Genomic DNA, 21,560 nt, shown 5'->3' with positions numbered 1-21,560 from the left:
AAAAGGAGTGAAAAGATGAGACTAGAAATAGGTAATTTTCAAGTAAAAGATGTTGTTTTTGGAGAAAAGACAATGTTTAGTAACGGTGTTCTGTCCATTAATAAGGAAGAAGCCATGGCCTTTATTAAAGAAGATGAGCATATTACAGAATTAGATATAGTAATTGCAAAGCCAGGTGAGAATACAAGAATAGTACCAGTTAAGGAAGCAGCAGAACCAAGAATTCGTCCAGATGATAGACCAGTATTTCCTGGGGTTACAGGAGACGTTGAATCTGCAGGTAGTGGAAGAGTACATGCATTAAAAGGATGTAGTGTTCTAGGGGTAGGTATGCACTATGGTAGTTTTGGTGATGGTCTAATTGATATGGGTGGTGAAGGTGCAAAGTATACTCTATTTTCACAATTAATTAATATATGTATAGTTGCTGATACAGATGAAGAATTTGAAAGATTTGAGCAACAAAAGAAAAATACAGCAATTAGAATGGCTACTCATAAGTTTGCAGAGTATTTAGGAAATGCAGTAAAAGATTTAGAGCCAGAAGAAATAGAAACTTTTGAATTAGATCCAGTAACTAAAAGAACTGAAGCAGTAAATAAACTTCCATCAGTAGTATTGGTTATGCAGCCACAATCTCAGATGGAGGAATTAGGATACAATGATTTAGTATATGGATGGGATATGAATAAATATGTTCCTACTTTTATGCATCCAAATGAAGTATTAGATGGAGCATTGATATCAGGTAGCTTTATGCCTGCATCATCAAAGTGGTCAACATATGATTTCCAAAATTTCCCTACAATTAGAGAATTATATAAGGAACATGGAAAATCAATTAACTTCTTAGGAGTTATAATGTCAAATCTAAATGTTTCCTTAGAGCAAAAACATAGATCAGCTATATTTGTAGCACAAATGGCAAAATCATTAGGAGCAGATGGAGCAATAGTTACTGAAGAAGGATATGGAAATCCAGATGCTGACTATATTTTATGCTTAGCTGCTTTAGAAGATGTAGGAGTAAAGACAGTAGGTATAAGTAATGAGTGTACAGGTAGAGATGGAGCTTCTCAACCTCTTGTTACATTAGATGAAAAGGCAAATGCTTTAGTATCTACAGGTAATGTATCTCAACTAATAGAATTACCACCAGCCGATAAGGTAATAGGAGAATTACAAGCTTTAGCCAGAGACGGTTTATCTGGAGGATGGGCTTATGATGAAATATTAGGTGGATCTGTAAGAGAAGATGGCTCAATTATCATGGAAAATAATGCCATGTTCTGTGGTGACAGAATACCAGGTTGGTCAACTAAAACTATGAAGGAATTTTAGGAGGTGAAAATATGAAAAAGGCAATTCATTATATAAATCAGTTTTTCGCAGGGATTGGTGGAGAAGAAAAGGCAGATCATAAGCCAGAAATAAGAGAAGGATTAGTAGGACCTTCCCTTGCATTAAATAGTATGTTAGATGCAGAAGTTACTCATACAATTATTTGTGGTGATAACTTCATGGGATCAAACACAGATGAAGCTGTTAAAATCATATTAGGATTTTTAGAGGATAAAGAATTTGACATATTTGTTGCAGGTCCAGCATTCCAAGCAGGTAGATACGGAGTAGCTTGTGGAACTATTTGTAAGGCTGTTAAAGAAAGATTTAATGTACCAGTTATTACATCTATGAATGTAGAAAACCCTGGAGTAGAAATGTTTAAGAAAGATATGTATGTATTTGAAGGTGGAAAATCAGCAGCAAAATTAAGGGATGATGTAAAAGTAATGGCTGATTTTGCAAATAAGATATTAAAAGGTGAAGAAACTGGTTCAGCTGATGAAGAAGGTTTTTTCCCAAGAGGAATTAGAGCTCAAGCTTGGTTAGAATCAGGAAAAACTGCTGCAGAAAGAGGAGTAGAAATGTTGGTTAAGAAATTAAACAATATTCCTTATGTAACAGAACTTCCTATACCAAAACAAGATAGAGTACCTATTGCAGCACCAATTAAAGACTTATCTAAAGCAAATATAGCCATGGTAACTACTGGAGGAATAGTTCCAATAGACAATCCAGATAGAATTCAATCTGCTTCAGCTACACGTTGGGGAAGATATGATATATCTAAGGATGAAAGATTGGAAGGCGGAGTATATAAAACTATCCATGCTGGATTTGACCCTGCAGCAGCAGATGCAGATCCAAATGTAATAATGCCAATAGATGCAATGAAGACTTATGTAAAAGAAGGAAAAATCGGTAAACTTCATGACTATTTCTATAGTACTGTAGGTACAGGAACTACTCAAGCTGAGGCAGCTAGAATGGGTAAAGAAATAGTAGAAAAACTAAAAGAAGATAACGTAGATGGAGTTATCATGACTTCCACATGAGGCACCTGTACACGTTGCGGTGCAACAATGGTAAAAGAAATCGAAAGAGCAGGTATTCCAGTAGTTCAAATGTGTAACTTAATACCTGTAGCAACAACAGTAGGCTCAAATAAGATAGTACCTACAATATCTATTCCATATCCACTAGGAGATCCGGCAACATCTAAAGAGCAACAATGGAAACTTAGATATCATAGAGTTGGTGTAGCACTAGATGCTTTAACAGAAGATGTTAAAGAGCAAACAGTATTTAAGGTAAAAATTTAGATAAATTTTATAGGGGTGTAGTTTTATACACCCCTATAAATATAACCCTCAAATTATTCTAAGAATGGAGGAATTATAATGAATACGGTAAAGCAAAAGAATAATACAGTATTTTATATATCTCTTGCTCTAACTATAGCCATAGTTTTATGGGGCATAGTAGCACAAGAGAATTTCTCAAGTTTTGCAAACTCATTACTTAACTTCCTGACAACTAATTTTGGATGGGCTTACTTAATCTCTATGTTCATATTTGTAGTGTTTGCAATTATATTAGCATTTAGTAAATATGGAGATATTAAATTAGGTCCTGATGATTCCAAGCCAGAATATAGTACTACTTCTTGGTTTGGAATGTTATTTGGAGCTGGTATGGGTATAGGTCTTGTATTTTGGGGTGTAGCTGAACCTATATCTCATTTTGTAAATCCAGCCCCTGGAATTCAATCTGGAACAATAGAAGCTGCTAATTTTGCTATGAAATCATCATTTATGCACTGGGGTTTTCACCCTTGGGCTAACTATAGTATTATAGGTTTAGCATTGGCATATTTCCAATTTAGAAAAAATAAACCAGGTTTAATCAGTAGTATTTTCATACCACTATTAGGTGAAAAAAGAGTTAATGGACCTATTGGAAAGCTAATAGATATACTTGCAGTATTTGCAACAGTTGCAGGAGTAGCTACATCTCTTGGTCTTGGTACTTTACAGATTAATAGTGGATTAAATTTCCTATTCAATATTCCAGAAACTAAATTAGTTCAAGTAGGAATAATCGTAGTAATTACAATTATATATATTTGGACAGCTGTTAGTGGAATAGATAAAGGTATAAAAACATTAGGAGATATAAACCTAGTATTAGCCTTTGGACTTCTATTACTTACTTTTGTATTAGGCCCTACACTAAAGGTAGTAAACTCCTTTACCAATGGATTAGGTCAATATATTAATGGCTTTATAGCTGATAGTCTTCATGTTGAACCCTTTGGTGACAATAGTTGGTTAAACTCATGGACAATATTTTATTGGGCATGGTGGATAGCTTGGGCTCCATTTGTAGGTACATTTATAGCTCGTATATCAAAGGGTAGAACTATTAGAGAATTTATAGGAGGAGTTATTCTTGCTCCAGCCCTAGTATCAATCATATGGTTTGCAGCTTTTGGAACAATGGGATTAAACTTAGTTGATAAAATTGGAGTAGAAGGATTAGCTGCCGCTGCAAGTAATACATCTACAGCTTTATTCCAAGTATTTAATAACTATCCTTTAAGTACAGTATTATCTTTAATTACAGTAGCTTTATTATGTACATTCTTTATTACATCTGCAAACTCAGCTACATTTGTATTAGGAATGTTGACTTCAGAAGGAAACCTAAATCCTTCAACTAAAAAACAATTTATTTGGGGAATCGTTCAGGCCTTATTAGCAACATCTTTATTACTAGCTGGTGGACTTGAAGCACTGCAAACTGCATCAGTTGCTGCAGCATTCCCATTTATATTTGTAATGATATTGGCAATAGTATCATTGATGAAAGCCTTAAAAGAAGAAAAATAAATAATAGAGGGTCCCCATTTGGGGCCCTCCTCTTATGCAGAACATTTTATATAAATGGCAAATAATTATTTTCCTTATCCTTAAAGGGTCTAGATACTATATTTTCTAATATTCTAAGGCCTTCAGTCATTTCTTCATTGGTTACTGCTCCAAAACTAAGTCTTATATAGTTTGAATAAATAGAATCGTCTACGAAAAAAACTTTTCCAGGTACAATAGCCAATCCCTTTTCAGCACATTCATTGTAAAGATTAATAGCATCTATATTATTAGGTAGTTTAAGCCAAATACTAAGGCCACCATCAGGTTTTATGTATGATATTCCATACTGAGATAAATTATCTAATCCATCAGTCATGATTTTATATTTTTCAGAATAAACTGTTTTAATTTTCTCTATATGGCTTTTCCAATGGCCCTGTCTTAAATATAAGTCGAAGGCTCTTTGAAGATATCCTGATGACGAAATATCAGTAGTATGTTTTGCTTTTATTATTTCCTTAAATAACTTATTAGGTAAAGTAATAAACCCGATACGAACACCAGGCATAAATATTTTTGAGAAGCTTTTAATAAATATTACTTGATCAAATCTATCCTTCGATTTTAGCGGCATTTTTTTATTCTCACTAAAATTTAAATCTGTCAAAAAATCATCCTCTATTATATAGAAGCCATACTCTTTAGATAGCGATAAAAGTTCCTCTTTGTTCTCAGTACTATAGGAGTAAGTCGTTGGACTTTGATAATTAGTCATTATATACAAAAACTTAGGTCTATATTTTTTTATATAAGATTTTAGAGATCCTATATCTATTCCACTTTCATTTATAGGTATTCCGATGATTTTCGCACCTCTAGATTTAAATGAGGATAAGGCTCCAGAATAAGTCGGGTTTTCAACAAAAATACAATCTCCAGGAGTAATCAATGTTTTAGAGATTATATCTAATCCCTGCTGGCCTCCAGAGGTAATAAGTATTTCTTCTTTATTTACTATTGTATTATAATTTTCTTTTAGAAATTTAGAAATGGAATCTCTTAAAGGGTCATATCCTGTGATTTCTGGATATAAAAAGGCTAGACCAGCATCCCTATCTAAAACTTCCATTAAGACCTTTTTAAACTCCTCTATGGGAAATAAATCAGATGTAGGTGACATAGATGCAAAGTTTATACTGTTCTTTGATATAGGAAGTATACCAGATACCATTAAATCCATATCACCTTCCTCTAAATAATGGATAGTTTCATCAGGCAATTTTTTTATATAAGTTCCACTGCCTTTTATGGAATAAACATATCCTTCTTTTTCTAAAAGTTTATATGCACTAACTATAGTTACATTATTTACTCCAAGGGATTTTGCAAGGCTCCTTATGGAAGGTAATTTCTCCTGTTCTAATTGGTCCTCTTCTATTAAGATTTTAAATTTTTCATATAATTGTATATATAAAGGTATATCAGTGTCTTTATTTAATTTAAACTTTTCCATAGTATCCTCCTTAAATGTATGGATACGATTATTATAACAGATTTGATATAATAATAAACTAAAAATAACAAAATAATCCCATAAAAATGGGATTATTCTATTACTACCTCAACTCTAGTACCGTCTTCACTATCTACATCTACAATTTTACCCATTTGACCATTTTGAATAGCTGCAAAGATTTCTTCCATATCTTCTTCCGTTAGACCAGCTGCTTTAAATTCGGGGGAAAATTTGCCTGCTAGCTTAACTCCTATGTTAATAAGAGAAACAGGTAAAGTTACATTTACTTTTGTTGCATCATTTGGGTCAAAGACTCTTACTTTTAACCACTTAGCTTTGTTGCCTGAATAAACTAAATTATTTGTGGATTTGCTGTTATCTTCTAATGCCTCAAGTAGTTTAACTCCTTCTTCAGCTGTAATTTTTCCTTCTTGAACCATGTTTAATATTTGTAGCTTTTCTGACATATTATCACTCCTAATATATTTTTATTGAACCATTAGATGTTGATGCAATAAACTTAGCAGAGTCCTGACTTTCGTCAAAATTAACACTATGAGCCACTATTTTTCTAAAACCTAGATTTGCTTGTTTATTTATTTTATATACTAAATCTGGTATTTCAAGAGATATATTTCCAATAGATGTTTCTAAGTCAAAATAAATATCTCTATCGATTTTATTGATTTCTAAATTAATAGAGCCATTGGAAGTATGCAATTCAACATCCTTAACTCTATCTATATCTATATTATCTAAATCAATCTTACTATTAGATGTAGTTAGATTGATTATATCGCATGTAATATCTTCTACTTCAATAGGAGAGTTTGAGGTTTTCAATACTACGTTAAAAGCATCTATATCATTTACTACTATTTTAGCGTTTGCTGTTTTAGCATCTATTTCCGTTGCAATAACATCCATTAAATATATATTGGAGTTAGAAGTTGTAGCCTTTAAAAAAATTGACCTAGTATCTCTACATTCTATCCTACTATTTTTAGTCGATAAATCCATTTCCTTGCTATTTACGTCTAGAATATCAATGGAGGAATTGTTTGTTACACATTTTAAGATATTAGTATTTAGTTCTTCTATATCTATTTTTCCGTTGCTAGAACTTAATATTATTTCATCATAATCTTGTTTTGGTACAAAAACATCTAAACTAATGGATATGTTGCTATTATATTTTGGGTTGAATATTATTTTATTTTCATCTGCATAAAAATCGAAATAAGGTTCATTTAGGTTTAGTAGTCCATTTTTATACTTACAAGTGGACTTAATAATAAGCTTATTATCATCTGCTGGTCTAAGCTTTATACTGCCATTAATGGCTTTAAAATCTAAACTTGGGTTTTCAATTCCTGATAAATCCATATCTAAATCTGTAACTACAGTTTCATAATTACCTATAAAGTTAAAAGAATTACCTATACCTTTAAGACCTTCAAACATATTAGACAAAGCACTGCCTATATCGGACCCAATATCTTCTAGACTGTTAAAAATAGGTTTAAATACTTCTCTCTCCTTATGTTTTTCATCTTTTTCTTCTTTAATATTTTGAGTTTCTTTAGGAAATTCTATATCCTCTAATGCTTCCATTAATTTAATTGCTTCTTGAGATGTTATTTTGCCTTCTTCAAGCATTGATAAAATCATCATTTTTTCCTCTTTCAATTTTCTCCCTCCTATTATTCACCTTGAAGAAGTTTAAGGGCTTCTTCAGATGTTATTTCACCACTATTTAATTTCTCAAGAACTTCTTTCTTATTAACTGTAGGTTCATTGTACTTTGGACTATAACCTAAGGCCTCAATTACATTTTCAAGCCTTCCCCTTACAGTTGGATATGATATACCTAATTCTTTTTCTATTTCCTTTATATTACCTCTGCTTTTCATAAATATTTCTACAAAGTGTTTTTGATCATCTGTAAGTTTACAAAACTTACAAAGTGAAAAATTACCTTCTATATGAGTATGACATTTGTGACAACTAAGTTTTGTTACAAAAAGTTCTTCTCCACAAACTGGACATTTGCCTATTACTTCTCTTTTCATGTTTTCATCCTTTCTTTAAATTACAGAAATTTTAACCATTGTTCCATCACCAGTGAATAAATCAATTAAATCAAATTTACCATTTCCCTTAAGTTCGTTGATTAAATCTTTTATAATTTCACTATCTAATAATTCTAAAACAAGTTTTATACCTTCATCTGAACCATCTATATTTTTTACGATTACATCTTTAAATTTTAAGGCTAAGGAGGATAAAGAAACGATCAACCAAAAAGGTATGGCAGGCAGCCATAATTTAAAGTTACTCTTTTTATCAACAACTCTAATTTTTATTTTTGGTGCCATTTATTCACCTCCATAATTAATATTATATTTGAAATATTATATTTTATTTGTTAATACTATAATAATATTAAAAATAAAAAATGTCAATAAAAACATTAATAATATTAATTTATAAATTAATATTATTAATGTTAATGCTTAAATATTAATATTATTATAGTAATAATATGTAAATTCTTAAATTGTTATATAATTTAGGTATGATATAATAAGTTTATAATATGGCTTTGGGAGGAGTAATATGGAGAGCGATAAAAGGGATAGTAGTCCTAAAGGACTTAAAATATTTATTATTATATTTCTTGGTTTAAGTATATTTTTATTAAATGAGAAAAATCAAGAAAGATTAATTACATTTTTCAATTCCATAGGAGTGAAGGAGAAGACTTTAGAATTAGTAGATTCCTTTAAAGATAAGGAGTCTTTAGTTAGTGTAAATCTATATGATAATAATATAATTAGATGGAATGGGAATAAACTAAGTTTTCTAAAAAGTGATGGAAGTATTATTTTAGAAAAAGAATTTAATTTTACAGATCCTTTTATATATTATGGACAAAAGAATATTTATGTGACAGATAGGTCAACGGGAGATATTTATTATTTAGATAAAAATGGACAAACCATATATAGGAATCAAATAAATAAAGAAATATTTAATTTAAAGGAAAGCAATGGATATATTATATATCATATAAAAGAGGCTGGGGAGGAAAGCATAACAATATTAGATAAAGATAATGCCATAATTGGTAGTACTTCATATGAAGATAAGAATATACTTACATATGAGGTAAATAAAAATGGCAAAAAAAGAGTATTGTCATCCTTAGACTTTAAAGGAAATGTTTTGAAGTCTCAAATAGAAGTATATGGAGAAAATAACGAGAAGTTAAGTTCTTTAGATATAGAAGGAGAAATAGCAGTATACCTCCAGTTTATATCAAAAGATAAAATAATTGTCTTAACTGATTATAATATTTATTGTATTAAAGAAGATGAAGTATTATGGAAAAAACAATTTGATTTAATAAAAGATATTTATATAGGAGAAGATATATATATATTATATAGTAACTATTTAGAAGTTATAGATTTTGATGGGAATACTAAAAATAAAATAGGGTTTACTGAGGATTACGGAAAAATAATGGATTTTAATGGAAAGATATTAGTTTATGGGGAAAAAGGTATGTCCATAATAGAAGGAAATAAGGAAATATTAAAATACACTGATGAAATAAAAGAAGTGGAGATTAGTAAAAATAATATACTGATTTGGAATAATGATGAGATTAAAATCTATAGATTTTCTAATAAATAGAATTTATTTTATTAAACTAATCTATAGAAAATAAAAAAGTATAATATTTATAAATAACTTTATTGACATCCCTTAAAATTAGTATAATATAATTATTGAATATACAGGAGGCGTAAATAAATGAGAATAGAAGTAGATGCAAGAGGCGAACTTTGCCCTAGACCAGTTATAATGACTAAAAAAGAATTAGATAATTTAAAAAAGGGAGTAATTACTACAATAGTAGATAATGAAGTAGCTAGAGATAATGTATCAAAATTAGCTCAATCCTGTGGGTGTAGCTTTATAATAGATAGTAAGGACAATGATTATTATATTCATATTACTAAGGATGGGGCAGTAGAAGATACTATAGTAAAAGATACTATTAATGTTTCTATTCCAAGTAAGACTAAGGATTTAACCATATCCATAGCTTCAGATAAAATGGGTGTTGGTGGAGAAGAATTAGGTAAGATTTTAATGAAAAGCTTTATATATACCATAAGAGAAACTACTCCATTTCCAACTACAATGGTGTTTTTAAATTCCGGTGTCAATTTAACCTGTGAAGATTCACCTGTGCTGGAAGACCTAAAGGAGTTAGCAAAATCAGGTGTTGAAATTATTTCCTGTGGAACTTGTTTAGATTATTATAATCTAAAGGATAAAATTCAAGTTGGAGAAATAGGAAATATGTATGCTATATATGAGAAAATGAGAAACGCAAACAATACTTTAAATATCGGGTAGGAGATAAATATGATAAAAGAAACTTATGGAGTAACTACTTATAAATCTACACATCATACTATTCAGGCGGAAGGAGTATTTAAAGAGAAAGAAATAAGCTTTAGAACTATACCTACTCCAAGAGAAATTACTGTTAGCTGTGGATTAGCCATTATTTTTGCATTGGACGATTTGCCAAAGGTAAAGGATATGGTAAATAATGAGGAAATAAATGTAGATAGTATATATAAATATACAAAAAGTGGATCAGGTAATAAAGCTGAGAAGATAGATTAATTCTGGAGTTGATTCTATGAAAGATATTATAGAAAAATTTGATTATCTAAGAAATAATATAGAAAGATATATAAAGAAAGATACTGGAGATTTTAATATTCTAGGAAAACTCATAAAGATATTTATTATAATCTTAGTAATAAGATCAATAGTTTCTTTAATAAATAAACTTATAGACAAGACTCTAAAGAATAAAAGAGGTACAAACTTTTTTGTTGACAGTAAAAGAGCTAATACCATTGCTGAGGTCTTGAAAAAACTATTTAAATATATTTTATTTTTTATAGGCGCGGTAATAGTTCTAGATATGTTCAATATCAATACTACCTCTATACTTGCTACTGCGGGAATTGGTGGATTGGCCATAGGTTTTGGTGCTCAATCTTTAGTTAAGGATGTTATTACTGGATTTTTCATATTATTCGAAGACCAGTATGCAGTTGGAGATTATATAAGTGTGGAATCCATGGAAGGTACTGTTGAAGAGCTGGGGTTTAGAGTTACAAAGATTAGAGATTTTTCGGGTGACTTATATATAATTCCCAATGGTATGATTCAAATTGTAACTAATAAAACTAGAGGTGCCATGAGAGCATTAGTAGAGGTATTTGTATCCTATGAAGAAGACATAGATAAGATTACTAAAATATTAGAAGGTATTTGTCTAGATATTAAAAAGAATAATGATTCTGTATTAGATGGACCTACTATACTAGGAATTACAGACTTAGGAGAATCAAATATATCGCTTACCATAATAGCTAAAACTAAGCCTATGGAACAATGGGCAGTTGAAAGACAAATAAGAAAAAAGGTTAAGGAAGCTTTTGCTAAAGAGAATATAAAGAGACCTTATCCCAAAACAGTAATATTTGGAGGAAAAGAAAATGATATTGAAATATGATACTGGAGATATTATAACTTTAAAAAAGGGTCATCCTTGTGGAGAAAATAAGTGGGAAATCATGCGTACTGGTGCAGATATAAAACTTAGATGTTTAGGTTGTGATAGACAGATTTGGATACCAAGGATAGACTTTAATAAAAGAATTAGAAAGATTTTAGTGGAAGATAAGTGGATTAGTATAATTCATTATAAAGGTAAAGAAAATAATGAAGAGGGAATTGATGGAAAATTCCCAATAGATGAACTTTAATTTTTAGATGCTAAATTGTATTATAATATTAGACAATTGCATAATTTAATAGTAAACTATAGACAAGGATATAACAAACAGAATCCAAATTCAGTGGAGGTGTGCGTCTAATGTCATTAAACTATGCAAAGCGTATGGACAATATTAGAGCTTCAGAAATTAGAGAGTTGTTAAAATTAACTCAGCAACCAGGTATAATCTCATTTGCTGGTGGATTACCAGCTCCAGAATCATTTCCAATAGAAGAATTTATTAAAATTGGAAGAGAAGTTCTAGAAAAAACAGGAACTCAAGCACTACAATATGGTCCAACTGAGGGTTATGGGCCACTTAGGGAAGCCATAGCTAAGAGAATGGAAAAAGTGAAAGTAGATGTAAAAGCTGAAAACATATTAATAACCAGCGGTTCACAACAGGGATTAGATTTTGCTGCTAAAGTATTTATAAATCCTGGAGATATTATAGTATGTGAAAGCCCTACTTATTTAGGAGCTATCAATGCATTTAAGGCTTATGAACCAGAATTCATAGAAGTATCTACTGATAAAGATGGTATGAATATGGAAGAATTAGAAGAAGTATTAAAAAACAATGATAAAGTTAAATTTATCTATGTTATTCCAGATTTCCAAAATCCATCAGGCAAGACTTGGTCAGTAGAGAGAAGAATGAAGTTAATAGACCTAGCTAATGAATATAATGTAGCCATAATAGAAGATAATCCTTATGGAGAATTAAGATTTGAAGGAGAAATACTACCAGCTGTAAAACATTTTGATACAGAAGGAAGAGTAGCTTTCTTAGGTACATTTTCTAAAATACTTTGCCCTGGATTAAGACTTGGTTGGGTAGCAGCTGATACTGAATTCTTAAATAAGTTTATACTTGTAAAACAGGGAGCAGACCTTCAATCAAGTACTGTATCACAGATGGAGACAGCAAAGTTCCTAGAGGATTATAATATAGATGAGCATATTAAGAAAATAATTGATTTATATAGAGTTAGAAGAGACTTAATGATGAAAACCATAGAAGAAGAATTCCCACAAGGAGTTACTTATACGTATCCAGAGGGAGGACTATTTACTTGGGTAGTATTACCTGAATATATGAATGCTAGAGAATTAGCATTGAAAGCATTGGAAGAAAACGTTGCTTATGTACCAGGTGGTTCTTTCTTCCCTAATGGTGGAAATGAAAATACTTTTAGATTAAATTATTCTAATATGGATGAAGAAAAAATAGTAGAAGGTATAAAAAGACTTGGAAAAGTAATAAGAGAAGCAGTTAAATAATAAATAAAACCCTTAAATTATCTAGATAATTTAAGGGTTTTATTTATTATCAATATTAGGTAATCTAACTACTATGATGGTTCCTTCATCTTCTACACTGGAAATAGATAATTGTCCACCATGGTATTCAACAGTATGTTTAACTATAGATAGACCTAGACCAGTACCATTAATCTTTTTAGAGCGGGATTTATCTACTCTGTAAAATCTTTCAAATATTCTATCCTGATATTTTAATGGTATTCCAATACCTGTATCACTTACTTTAACTATGCCCCATTTACTATCAGAATAAATCTCAATATCTACCTTACCGTTTATTTTATTATATTTAATAGCATTATCTACTAAATTAAATATGAGATCTTCAATCATCCTTTGATTTCCCTTGATTTTAGTATGTTGCCCTTCTAGATTTAAATATATATTTTTTTCTTTTGCACTATTTAATAGGTTTGAATATACAAATTCTCCAATTGAGAATAAGTCTATTTCAGTTAAATCTCTTTTAATAGATAAATCATCTAGTTGGGATAATTTGATTATAGAATCTATTAAACCTAAAAGTCTATTTCCTTCCTTATAAATAATAGAGGCAGATCTTTTAATGTCATCATCTTTAGCCATTCCAGTTTCTATCATTTCAGCAAATCCAATAATAGACGTTAGTGGAGTCTTGAGTTCATGGGATACATTTGCAGTAAATTCTCGTCTAAATTTTTCCGATTTCTTTAGTTGGTCGATAGAGTATTCAATTTCCTTTTTCTGTATGTCTATGGTTCTAATAAAAGGTTGAAGTTCCTCATAGGTTTTAGTATCTATTATTTCTTCTCCTGATAATATGCTTTCAATGCTTCTAGATGCTATTTTCATGGGTTCTATTAATTTAGATGTTAAGAGGGAAGCAACTATATATAGGGAAATTAGGATTAAGACCAATACTCCTGCCATGGCAGGCAATATTCCTATAAAGGCGTGTTTAATATTTTGAACAGGTTTAGATATTCTGACTACCTTATTATCTATGTTTAAATCATAGTAGGAGTTTGAATCCTTCGCCTCAGGTACAGAATCATAATCATAAGTATCTATTTTAACTATATCGGTAATATCCTCTGGATTATAGAAGTCATAGAACAAAAATACTAGTACTATGGAGGTTATAATTGCTGTTATAGTTGCTATGGCCGCAAGATTATAATAGATTTTTCTTTCCAAGATTATCCTCCTATCTTATATCCAACATTTCTTATGGTTTGAATAATTTTACCAGCATCGCCTAGTTTTAATCTTAGGGTTCTTACATGAACATCTACAGTTCTACTTTCTCCTTCAAAATCAGTTTCCCATACTTCATTCATTATCTTATCACGGGATAAAACCATATTTTTATTTCTAAGAAGATATAGAAGAAGTTCAAATTCCTTAAAGGTTAAATTGATCTCTTTATTGTCTACAGTTACAGTACGTTTGCTTTCATCTATAGTAAGATTACCTATAGATAAAATACTATCTTTATTATCTGTTTTAAGGCTTCTACGAAGAACAGCATTGACTCTAGATATTAGTTCCATTACACCAAAGGGTTTTGAAATATAATCATCTGCTCCCATATCAAGTCCCTTTACCTTATCATATTCATTAGTTTTTGCAGTAAGAATTATTACTGGTATATCTTTAGTATTATGATTTTTCCTTATATTATCTAATATCTTATATCCATCATCTCCAGGTAACATTATATCTAATAAAATTAAATCAGGTATTGTATGTTGGAGTTCAGTATATAGATCATCACCATTTTCGAAACCTTTAGTTTCAAAGCCATTGTTTTTTAACGCATATAAGACTAATTGTCTGATGCTTTCATCGTCTTCAACACAGTAAACCATCTTCATAAAACCACCCCAATATTAATTGTAGTATAGTGTTAATTATGATTTATAATATTTAAATTCACTATATTATATAGAGTATTTTTTATCGCCATAAAATATACATATTGAATTTTTATCCTATGACACATAATCCAATCCCCATACTAGCTTTTTTTAATAAGTAATAACCCCCTAATATATCTATTTTTAAATTTGGATTATTCTCAATAACATATTTTAATCATATCATAGAGATTAAAATATTAATAGTATTCTTGAGGCTCTATTTAGTATTAAGGGGTTAATCCATTACTTGATTAGGTTCTCTTGACAAAAAGAAAAGTAGTTGCCTTTTTAATTGTTATTTAAAATCATCTTGAAAAAGACTCTCATATTTCAATCAATAATTCCTTACATAATGCTCTCCCGTAATAGAATAATAAACCCATTCAGAAATATTTTCTGCATGGTCACCAATTCTCTCCAGATATTTAGCTATCATAAGTAGGTCTACGGCCTGTTCTCCATTTTCCACACTTTCTCTAATAAGTTCAATTAATTCGTTTTTTACTACATGAAATAGTGCATCTACTTCATCGTCATAGTCTATAACAGTCTTTACAAGCTCTAAATCTTTCTTTACAAAGGCATTTATACTATCACGTACCATTTTAATTGTAGCTGCTGCCATTTGTGGAATATGGGTGATTTTCTTTATATATTTTTGTCCCACAAGTCTAATGGTTATTTCAGAAATATCAGCAGCCTGATCCCCTATTCTTTCCATATCTGTAATTATCTTTAGTGCTGAAGAGATCATTCTTAGATCACTAGCTACAGGTTGTTGTTGTAATAAGAGTTTTAAGCATCTGCTTTCTATGCTTTTTTCTATTTCATCTACTTCCCTATCATTTTCTACAATTCTTCTTGCCAAATCTGCATCTTGCTCTATGAGAGCAGTGACAGCAGTTTCTATGGAGCTTTCAACAATATTTCCCATATCGATAAGCTCTTCATTTAATAACTGTAATTCTTTATCAAATTTACTTCTCATTTATATCAGCTCCTTTTAACCAAATCTTCCAGTAATATAATCTTCAGTACGTTTATCTTTTGGATTAGAGAATATAATATCTGTATCATCAAATTCAACTAATTCTCCTGATAAGAAGAATGCAGTTTTATCGGAGATACGAGTTGCCTGCTGCATATTATGAGTCACCATAACTATAGTATAAATATCCTTCAAGTCCTCAACTAATTCTTCGATTTTGATGGTGGATATTGGATCAAGAGCACTTGTAGGTTCATCCAATAAGAGTACCTCTGGTTCAACAGCTAAAGCCCTTGCTATACATATCCTTTGCTGTTGTCCACCGGAAAGTTCTAGGGCGTTTTTCTTTAGCCTGTCCTTTACTTCATTGAATATGGCAGCATTCTTAAGGCTTTTTTCTACTATTTCATCTAATTCACTTTTTGATTTTATTCCATGAGTACGAGGACCAAAGGCGATATTATCATATATACTCATTGGAAAAGGATTTGGTTTTTGAAAAACCATACCTATACGTTTTCTTAAATTATTTATATTTATATTTCCGTCATCATAAATATTCTCTTTATCTACTAAAACTTTACCTTCTATTTTACAATCAGAAACTAAATCATTCATTCTATTAAGGGCTTTAAGAAATGTAGATTTACCACAACCAGAAGGACCTATAAAAGCAGTAATACGATTTTTGGGAATATTTATATTTATATTTTTAAGGGCTTGAAAATCCCCATAATATAGATTTAAATTTTCAACTACGATTTTATCCATTTAACTCACCTTTCCTTAATTTTTTAGCTATTAAAGATGATAATCCATTAATTCCTATGACTACTAATAAAAGTACTACAGCTGTACCATAGGCTTCATTAGTATACAAACCTTCGCTAGAAAGAGAATACATATGAATTGCCAAAGTCCTGCTTGATGAAAATAAATTTTTAGGTATTTGAGGTACTGTGCCAGCAGTATATACAAGGGCAGCAGTTTCTCCCACAATTCTACCTATGGCAAGGATAATTCCAGAAAATATTCCAGGTATTGCTGTAGGTAAGACTATTTTAAATATAGTTCTAAGTTTTCCTGCACCTAAAGCAAAACTTGCTTCACGAAGATTATTAGGAACAGCTAAAAGGGCTTCCTCTGTTGCCCTAATTATAAGAGGAAGGATCATAATAGATAAAGTCAGAGCACCAGATAAAATAGAAAATCCCATACCTAAGCTTGTTACAAAGAATAATAGTCCAAATAAACCATAAACAATAGAAGGTATGCCAGAGAGAGTTTCTGTAGTTAGCCTTATTGTTTCAACCAATTTATTTCCCTTCCTTGCATATTCAATAAGAAATATTCCAGTAAATATTCCAATTGGACAGGAAATCAATAAGGATAAAAATGTCATTATTAAAGTAGTAATTATAGCTGGAAATAAGGAAACATTTTCTGTTGTATACTCTAAAGCAAATAGAGAAGGTTTTATATGTGGAATTCCTTTCATTAAAATATATCCAATTATAATAAATAAAATAGAGAAGGTTAAAAATGCTGAAAGCATTACAAGAGTTTTAATCAGCTTACTTAATTTAGTCAATTAAAACACCTTCCTTTTTAATATGGAGAATAATCCATTTATTATCAAAATAAATACAAATAATACTACACCTGTTGCAATTAAAGCTTCTCTATGAAGGTCTGCAGCATATCCCATTTCTATTACAATATTAGCAGTAAGAGTACGTACACCTTTTAATATTCCATTAGGCATACGAGCCTGATTTCCTGCTACCATGATTACTGCCATGGTTTCACCTATGGCTCTGCCAATTCCAAGAACTATAGACGAAAGTATACCAGATTTTGCTGCAGGTAACATGGCGAAAACTATTGAATATTCATGAGTAGCACCTAGAGCCACAGCTCCTTCATAATAAGAATTAGGTACTGCTCTAATGGCAGATTCTGAAAGACCTATTATAGTTGGCAAAATCATAATGCCAAGTAGTATGGAGGCTGTTAATATACTAGAGCCTGTGCCGCCAAATATATTCCTTATTAGAGGTACAAGTACAACAAGTCCAAAGAAACCATATATAATTGAAGGAATTCCAGCCATTAAATTGACTGCTGGTTTTAGATATTTATATAATCTAGGTGAGCAAAACTTAGCCAGATATATGGCAGTTAAGACTCCAATTGGAACTCCGATTATTATGGCACCAAAGGTTACATAAATACTTCCAACAATCATAGGAAATATTCCAAAGGATGGTGGTATATTAGAAGGAGACCAATCTAATCCAAATAAAAAATTGAATACACCAATTTTTTTAATCCCTGGTATACCATTGGCAAACATAAAATAACATATTAAAATTACAGATATTATAGAAACACAAGCGGAGATAAAAAATATTATCTCCATAAATTTGTCTAAAAATTTTCTTTTCATTTAATCACCCTTTATTTAATGTCACTCCAGTTAGTAAATTCTCCTATAAATACTTTTTTTACATTTTCTAAAGATATATCAGTTAAAGTATTGTTAGGATTGATAATTACTGCAATTCCATCTAAAGCTATTTCCATACTTTGAAGTCCTGTTATTTCACTATCTTTTAATGCTCTTGAAGCCATACCTATATCACAAGTACCATCTGTTGCAGCTTTTATACCTGCTGATGAGTCAGATTGTTGTATTTCAATTTCAGCATTTGGGTTGATTTCAAGATAAGCTTCTCTAAGTTTTTCCATAACTGGTGTAACAGATGAAGAACCAGCAACAACTATTTTTCCAGCTGGTTTATTTCCGCTATATACTTCTGGATTATCATCTATAGCTATATAAGATTTTGAAACTATTTCTTGACCTTCCTTACTCATTATAAAGTCTATAAAATCTTGTGTAATTTCAGAAACTTCATGTTTTGTTGCGATATTGAAAGGTCTTGCTATCTTATAATTGCCATTTTTGATATTTTCAGTTGTAGGCTCTATTCCATCTATACTTAATGCTTTTATTGTATCTTGAAGAGAACCTGTAGATATATATCCTATGGCATACTCGTCTCCAGCAACTGTTGTAAGTACAGTATCTGTTTTCATTTGAGTAATAGCTTCTTTTGTAGTTCTATCTACTTTATTACCACTACTATCTTTTTCTTCTATTCCTGTTAATTCAACAAAAGCACCTCTTGTACCTGAACCTTCTTCCCTAGTAACTACGACGATTTCTTTTGATAAATCAAATTCTTTTTTACTACCTTCACCTGTTTCAATATTTTCTCCATTTTGATTATTTGGTTTACATCCTACAAGAAGTGATACTGCTAAAATAAATGATAATGTTAAAACAATTATTCTTTTCACTTTATTTCCTCCCTTTTTACTATTTGCCTTTAGTATATAGGAGGAATGTTAAATCTATTGTTATGATAATGTAAAGTTTATGTAAAATTAATTAGCTGATATTATTATAAATAGTAAATGTTTAATTGGAAGTAAAAAACGTCGAATTGTGATATAAAATAGTGGATTAAATTTATTTATTTAAATTTATGTATATGGTAAGCTTATGTAAATGTAAAGGGGAGATGCTTGTTATGTCTAAGAGAAATTTTGTCTTTTTAATTTTATCTGCTATCATAATTTTGACTATATTTTCTTTATATAGGAAAAATTCTATTAAAGATGATAATATGACTAAAGGAAATACGAATGTTGTAAATACATTGGAAGAGAAGTCAAACATAAAAAAATGGTCAGAACTAAATAATTTAGAAGATATAGGCGAGAATATGATAATAAATAATTCAATTGGTAGGTTCTTCCTAACTAGAGGGTCTACCCCTGAGATAAATGGGTTTTCTTTTAAATTTAGTAAATTTACAGGTGTTCACCATTATGTTTCAATAAATACAGAAAATGAATGTGATGTAGTAATATCCTATAAAAATTCTGCTCCAGAAGATGACTTCAAAGTATTTATAATTTTATCCAATGGTGAATTAGTTGAACTTATGAAAGAATCTGTTACAGAAAAAGCAACCTATTCTTTATCGAAAGGAGAGAATATAATAGCTTTAATAGGATATAAGGCAACAGGCGCATTTGAAATATATATTGAGCCTCAAGAAGGAGTAGAACTACTACAAATTGATTGATCATATGATTAAATATTATGGTATTTTATAAATTAAAAGAAATGTAAAATCTGGACATAATTATTATATAAAAGGTATTTAAATTTTCTTGCATACTCTCATCATAAGTGGTATAATACTTTGGTAATCCTTGCTCTATAACTAAATATAGAGCCGATAGTCCATAGGGAGGTGAAATGTATGAGAAAATATGAAGCGGTGTTTATCTTTTTACCAAATGAAGAGGAAAAAAGAGTTCAAGTTCTTGAAAGATTCAAAGGTATAATTGAAGCTGACGGAGCTATAACAAACATTGATGAGTGGGGAACTAGAAAACTTGCATATCTAATTGATGATATAGCTGAAGGATATTATGTACTTATAAACTTTGAAGGTACACCAGAAGTTATTAAAGAGTTAGATAGGGTTGCTAGAATTTCTGACAGCATTATGAGACACATGATCACTAGAGAAGATGAATAATCTAAGGGAAGGTGAAAATATTGAATAATGTTGTATTGATTGGAAGGCTAACAAGAGATCCAGAACTAAGATATATACCTGGAAGCGGTGCTGCTGTTGCAAGATTTGGAATGGCAGTAGATAAGGGACTTTCAAGGGAAAAGAAACAAGAAATGGAATCTAGAAATCAACCAACGGCTGATTTTATAAACATAGTAGTATGGGGAAAACCTGCTGAAAATTGTGCTAACTACTTAGCAAAAGGTAGATTAGTAGCTATTCAAGGTAGAATCCAAACTGGCTCTTATGAAAAAGAGGGTCAAAGAGTATATACTACAGAGGTTGTAGCTAATAATGTTGAATTTCTAGAGTGGGGAGATAAGAATCAAACCCCAGGTTTCAATGATTCTTCTTCAGATTTTGGTGGTATAGAGGGCTTCCATCCTACTGATAATGACGATATTCCATTCTAGAAGGAGGTAAAGAGATGCAAAGAAGATTTAAACCAAGAAAAAGAGTTTGTAGCTTTTGTGCAGATAAATCTAGTAATATAGATTATAAAGATATAAATAAACTTAAAAAATATATAACGGAAAGAGGCAAAATTCTTCCTAGAAGAATTTCAGGCAACTGCTCAAAACATCAAAGAGAACTTACAACAGCTATAAAAAGAGCAAGACAAGTAGCATTATTACCATATAGTGCAGAATAAGAGAGGATAATCCTCTCTTTTTTATTTGACTTATGTCCTGATAATTTGTATTATTTTAATAAGGCTAAAATATAAATTAAAGGATGGGAATAGATGAAGAACAAAGACGTAGATATTATAAAGAATATGAAGACTGTAGAGTGGTTAAAGGCTCAGTTGCTTAGTACAGTTGCTAACCTTTATACTACTCTGGCAAATGGAGAAGAAAATACTAAGGAAAACCTTGAAGATAATATTTCCAATCTTATATTAGAATCTTTGCTTTTAGGTAAAAGATTAGGGTTATCCTATGAAAGTATAAAATCAACTTTAAGAGATAATATTCAATTAAATCTAATAGAAGAACATAAAATAGAAAAATGGTATGGAGATTTAAGTATATTGTTGGAATTTATAGACAACCATAAAGATTAGAGGTGAAATT

At 30.4% G+C, this 21,560-nt stretch carries 26 protein-coding genes; 14 read left to right on the top strand and 12 right to left on the bottom strand.

Going from position 1 to position 21,560, the window contains the following annotated elements; genetic code table 11:
- Positions 1-15: 15 nt before the first annotated feature.
- From RBU61_RS17525 to RBU61_RS17515, 3 genes are all read left to right on the top strand, one after another.
- The gene (locus RBU61_RS17525; RefSeq protein WP_308876946.1) at positions 16-1,341 is read left to right on the top strand and encodes a glycine/sarcosine/betaine reductase component B subunit; all 1,326 of its coding nucleotides are present in this window, start codon (positions 16-18) and stop codon (positions 1,339-1,341) included.
- Positions 1,342-1,352: 11 nt separating this feature from the next.
- Positions 1,353-2,663, top strand: a complete 1,311-nt coding sequence (grdH, locus tag RBU61_RS17520; RefSeq protein WP_308876945.1) for a betaine reductase selenoprotein B — start codon at positions 1,353-1,355, stop codon at positions 2,661-2,663.
- A 78-nt stretch (positions 2,664-2,741) separates the two neighbouring features.
- On the top strand, positions 2,742-4,232 hold the full coding sequence (locus tag RBU61_RS17515) for a BCCT family transporter (protein WP_308876944.1): 1,491 nt from the start codon (positions 2,742-2,744) through the stop codon (positions 4,230-4,232).
- Positions 4,233-4,278: 46 nt separating this feature from the next.
- On the opposite strand, the gene RBU61_RS17510 is transcribed toward RBU61_RS17515, so the two are convergent.
- The 5 genes from RBU61_RS17510 to RBU61_RS17490 all read right to left on the bottom strand — a co-directional run bounded on the left by RBU61_RS17510 (position 4,279) and on the right by RBU61_RS17490 (position 8,108).
- Complete coding sequence (locus tag RBU61_RS17510) at positions 4,279-5,727, bottom strand: PLP-dependent aminotransferase family protein (RefSeq protein WP_308876943.1); 1,449 nt, start codon at positions 5,725-5,727, stop codon at positions 4,279-4,281.
- A 92-nt stretch (positions 5,728-5,819) separates the two neighbouring features.
- Positions 5,820-6,197 (bottom strand): hypothetical protein, encoded by a 378-nt coding sequence (locus RBU61_RS17505; RefSeq protein WP_308876942.1) that lies wholly within the window; start codon positions 6,195-6,197, stop codon positions 5,820-5,822.
- A 10-nt stretch (positions 6,198-6,207) separates the two neighbouring features.
- Positions 6,208-7,419, bottom strand: coding sequence for a DUF4097 family beta strand repeat-containing protein (locus RBU61_RS17500; protein WP_308876941.1), 1,212 nt, complete (start codon positions 7,417-7,419; stop codon positions 6,208-6,210).
- A 14-nt stretch (positions 7,420-7,433) separates the two neighbouring features.
- Positions 7,434-7,802, bottom strand: a complete 369-nt coding sequence (locus RBU61_RS17495) for a DUF2089 domain-containing protein (RefSeq protein WP_154440081.1) — start codon at positions 7,800-7,802, stop codon at positions 7,434-7,436.
- Positions 7,803-7,817: 15 nt separating this feature from the next.
- Positions 7,818-8,108, bottom strand: a complete 291-nt coding sequence (locus tag RBU61_RS17490) for a hypothetical protein (RefSeq protein ID WP_308876940.1) — start codon at positions 8,106-8,108, stop codon at positions 7,818-7,820.
- A 241-nt stretch (positions 8,109-8,349) separates the two neighbouring features.
- Between RBU61_RS17490 and RBU61_RS17485 the strand changes: the two genes are divergently transcribed.
- From RBU61_RS17485 to RBU61_RS17460, 6 genes are all read left to right on the top strand, one after another.
- Positions 8,350-9,432, top strand: a complete 1,083-nt coding sequence (locus RBU61_RS17485; protein WP_308876938.1) for a DUF5711 family protein — start codon at positions 8,350-8,352, stop codon at positions 9,430-9,432.
- Between the two features lie 120 nt (positions 9,433-9,552).
- Positions 9,553-10,164 (top strand): sulfurtransferase-like selenium metabolism protein YedF, encoded by a 612-nt coding sequence (gene yedF / locus RBU61_RS17480; protein WP_308876937.1) that lies wholly within the window; start codon positions 9,553-9,555, stop codon positions 10,162-10,164.
- A 9-nt stretch (positions 10,165-10,173) separates the two neighbouring features.
- Positions 10,174-10,440, top strand: coding sequence for a DUF3343 domain-containing protein (locus RBU61_RS17475; protein WP_308876936.1), 267 nt, complete (start codon positions 10,174-10,176; stop codon positions 10,438-10,440).
- Between the two features lie 16 nt (positions 10,441-10,456).
- Complete coding sequence (locus RBU61_RS17470) at positions 10,457-11,344, top strand: mechanosensitive ion channel family protein (RefSeq protein ID WP_308876935.1); 888 nt, start codon at positions 10,457-10,459, stop codon at positions 11,342-11,344.
- Complete coding sequence (locus RBU61_RS17465; protein ID WP_374212531.1) at positions 11,331-11,597, top strand: DUF951 domain-containing protein; 267 nt, start codon at positions 11,331-11,333, stop codon at positions 11,595-11,597. The genes RBU61_RS17470 and RBU61_RS17465 overlap by 14 nt, the downstream gene beginning before the upstream one ends.
- 110 nt (positions 11,598-11,707) lie before the next feature.
- Positions 11,708-12,892 (top strand): PLP-dependent aminotransferase family protein, encoded by a 1,185-nt coding sequence (locus tag RBU61_RS17460; RefSeq protein WP_308876933.1) that lies wholly within the window; start codon positions 11,708-11,710, stop codon positions 12,890-12,892.
- Positions 12,893-12,931: 39 nt separating this feature from the next.
- On the opposite strand, the gene RBU61_RS17455 is transcribed toward RBU61_RS17460, so the two are convergent.
- The 7 genes from RBU61_RS17455 to RBU61_RS17425 form a co-directional block, all read right to left on the bottom strand.
- On the bottom strand, positions 12,932-14,110 hold the full coding sequence (locus tag RBU61_RS17455; protein ID WP_308876932.1) for an ATP-binding protein: 1,179 nt from the start codon (positions 14,108-14,110) through the stop codon (positions 12,932-12,934).
- Positions 14,111-14,112: 2 nt separating this feature from the next.
- Positions 14,113-14,784 carry a response regulator transcription factor gene (locus RBU61_RS17450; RefSeq protein ID WP_308879840.1) on the bottom strand — a complete coding sequence of 224 codons (672 nt, stop codon included), beginning with the start codon at positions 14,782-14,784 and terminating at the stop codon, positions 14,113-14,115.
- A 385-nt stretch (positions 14,785-15,169) separates the two neighbouring features.
- A complete protein-coding gene (gene phoU, locus RBU61_RS17445; protein WP_308876931.1) occupies positions 15,170-15,823 on the bottom strand; it encodes a phosphate signaling complex protein PhoU in 654 nt (217 codons plus the stop codon).
- A gap of 15 nt (positions 15,824-15,838) precedes the next feature.
- A complete protein-coding gene (gene pstB, locus RBU61_RS17440) occupies positions 15,839-16,594 on the bottom strand; it encodes a phosphate ABC transporter ATP-binding protein PstB (RefSeq protein WP_308876930.1) in 756 nt (251 codons plus the stop codon).
- Complete coding sequence (pstA, locus tag RBU61_RS17435) at positions 16,587-17,414, bottom strand: phosphate ABC transporter permease PstA (RefSeq protein ID WP_308876929.1); 828 nt, start codon at positions 17,412-17,414, stop codon at positions 16,587-16,589. The genes pstB and pstA overlap by 8 nt, the downstream gene beginning before the upstream one ends.
- Positions 17,415-18,272: a phosphate ABC transporter permease subunit PstC gene (gene pstC, locus RBU61_RS17430; RefSeq protein ID WP_308876928.1), complete on the bottom strand. Its 858-nt coding sequence runs from the start codon at positions 18,270-18,272 to the stop codon at positions 17,415-17,417.
- 11 nt (positions 18,273-18,283) lie between these two features.
- The gene (locus RBU61_RS17425) at positions 18,284-19,189 is read right to left on the bottom strand and encodes a substrate-binding domain-containing protein (RefSeq protein WP_308876927.1); all 906 of its coding nucleotides are present in this window, start codon (positions 19,187-19,189) and stop codon (positions 18,284-18,286) included.
- A gap of 233 nt (positions 19,190-19,422) precedes the next feature.
- On the opposite strand from RBU61_RS17425, the gene RBU61_RS17420 reads away from it, so the two are divergent.
- The 5 genes from RBU61_RS17420 (at position 19,423) to RBU61_RS17400 (ending at position 21,550) form a co-directional block, all read left to right on the top strand.
- Positions 19,423-19,983: a hypothetical protein gene (locus RBU61_RS17420; RefSeq protein ID WP_308876926.1), complete on the top strand. Its 561-nt coding sequence runs from the start codon at positions 19,423-19,425 to the stop codon at positions 19,981-19,983.
- A 180-nt stretch (positions 19,984-20,163) separates the two neighbouring features.
- Complete coding sequence (rpsF, locus tag RBU61_RS17415) at positions 20,164-20,445, top strand: 30S ribosomal protein S6 (RefSeq protein WP_308876925.1); 282 nt, start codon at positions 20,164-20,166, stop codon at positions 20,443-20,445.
- A gap of 20 nt (positions 20,446-20,465) precedes the next feature.
- Entirely contained in the window at positions 20,466-20,897 is a 432-nt protein-coding gene (locus RBU61_RS17410; RefSeq protein ID WP_308876924.1) for a single-stranded DNA-binding protein, read from the top strand.
- 14 nt (positions 20,898-20,911) lie between these two features.
- The gene (gene rpsR, locus RBU61_RS17405; protein ID WP_308876923.1) at positions 20,912-21,136 is read left to right on the top strand and encodes a 30S ribosomal protein S18; all 225 of its coding nucleotides are present in this window, start codon (positions 20,912-20,914) and stop codon (positions 21,134-21,136) included.
- Positions 21,137-21,229: 93 nt separating this feature from the next.
- Positions 21,230-21,550 carry a MazG-like family protein gene (locus tag RBU61_RS17400; protein WP_308876922.1) on the top strand — a complete coding sequence of 107 codons (321 nt, stop codon included), beginning with the start codon at positions 21,230-21,232 and terminating at the stop codon, positions 21,548-21,550.
- The last annotated feature ends 10 nt before the right edge of the window (positions 21,551-21,560 follow it).

The sequence above is a fragment of the Tissierella sp. MB52-C2 genome (assembly GCF_030931715.1).
Taxonomy (GTDB): domain Bacteria; phylum Bacillota; class Clostridia; order Tissierellales; family Tissierellaceae; genus Tissierella.
This window is presented reverse-complemented; position numbering and strand designations above follow the sequence as displayed.

Bases quoted from the DNA above. Each gene is read 5' to 3' on its own strand.
- RBU61_RS17525 (WP_308876946.1), top strand. From the start codon at position 16: ATGAGACTAGAAATAGGTAATTTTCAAGTAAAAGATGTTGTTTTTGGA.
- pstB (WP_308876930.1), bottom strand. From the start codon at position 16,594: ATGGATAAAATCGTAGTTGAAAATTTAAATCTATATTATGGGGATTTT.
- RBU61_RS17510 (WP_308876943.1), bottom strand. From the start codon at position 5,727: ATGGAAAAGTTTAAATTAAATAAAGACACTGATATACCTTTATATATA.
- RBU61_RS17485 (WP_308876938.1), top strand. From the start codon at position 8,350: ATGGAGAGCGATAAAAGGGATAGTAGTCCTAAAGGACTTAAAATATTT.
- RBU61_RS17495 (WP_154440081.1), bottom strand. From the start codon at position 7,802: ATGAAAAGAGAAGTAATAGGCAAATGTCCAGTTTGTGGAGAAGAACTT.
- RBU61_RS17460 (WP_308876933.1), top strand. From the start codon at position 11,708: ATGTCATTAAACTATGCAAAGCGTATGGACAATATTAGAGCTTCAGAA.
- RBU61_RS17450 (WP_308879840.1), bottom strand. From the start codon at position 14,784: ATGGTTTACTGTGTTGAAGACGATGAAAGCATCAGACAATTAGTCTTA.
- RBU61_RS17475 (WP_308876936.1), top strand. From the start codon at position 10,174: ATGATAAAAGAAACTTATGGAGTAACTACTTATAAATCTACACATCAT.
- yedF (WP_308876937.1), top strand. From the start codon at position 9,553: ATGAGAATAGAAGTAGATGCAAGAGGCGAACTTTGCCCTAGACCAGTT.
- RBU61_RS17470 (WP_308876935.1), top strand. From the start codon at position 10,457: ATGAAAGATATTATAGAAAAATTTGATTATCTAAGAAATAATATAGAA.
- RBU61_RS17515 (WP_308876944.1), top strand. From the start codon at position 2,742: ATGAATACGGTAAAGCAAAAGAATAATACAGTATTTTATATATCTCTT.
- phoU (WP_308876931.1), bottom strand. From the start codon at position 15,823: ATGAGAAGTAAATTTGATAAAGAATTACAGTTATTAAATGAAGAGCTT.
- RBU61_RS17420 (WP_308876926.1), top strand. From the start codon at position 19,423: ATGTCTAAGAGAAATTTTGTCTTTTTAATTTTATCTGCTATCATAATT.
- RBU61_RS17490 (WP_308876940.1), bottom strand. From the start codon at position 8,108: ATGGCACCAAAAATAAAAATTAGAGTTGTTGATAAAAAGAGTAACTTT.
- rpsF (WP_308876925.1), top strand. From the start codon at position 20,164: ATGAGAAAATATGAAGCGGTGTTTATCTTTTTACCAAATGAAGAGGAA.
- RBU61_RS17505 (WP_308876942.1), bottom strand. From the start codon at position 6,197: ATGTCAGAAAAGCTACAAATATTAAACATGGTTCAAGAAGGAAAAATT.
- RBU61_RS17400 (WP_308876922.1), top strand. From the start codon at position 21,230: ATGAAGAACAAAGACGTAGATATTATAAAGAATATGAAGACTGTAGAG.
- pstC (WP_308876928.1), bottom strand. From the start codon at position 18,272: ATGAAAAGAAAATTTTTAGACAAATTTATGGAGATAATATTTTTTATC.
- rpsR (WP_308876923.1), top strand. From the start codon at position 20,912: ATGCAAAGAAGATTTAAACCAAGAAAAAGAGTTTGTAGCTTTTGTGCA.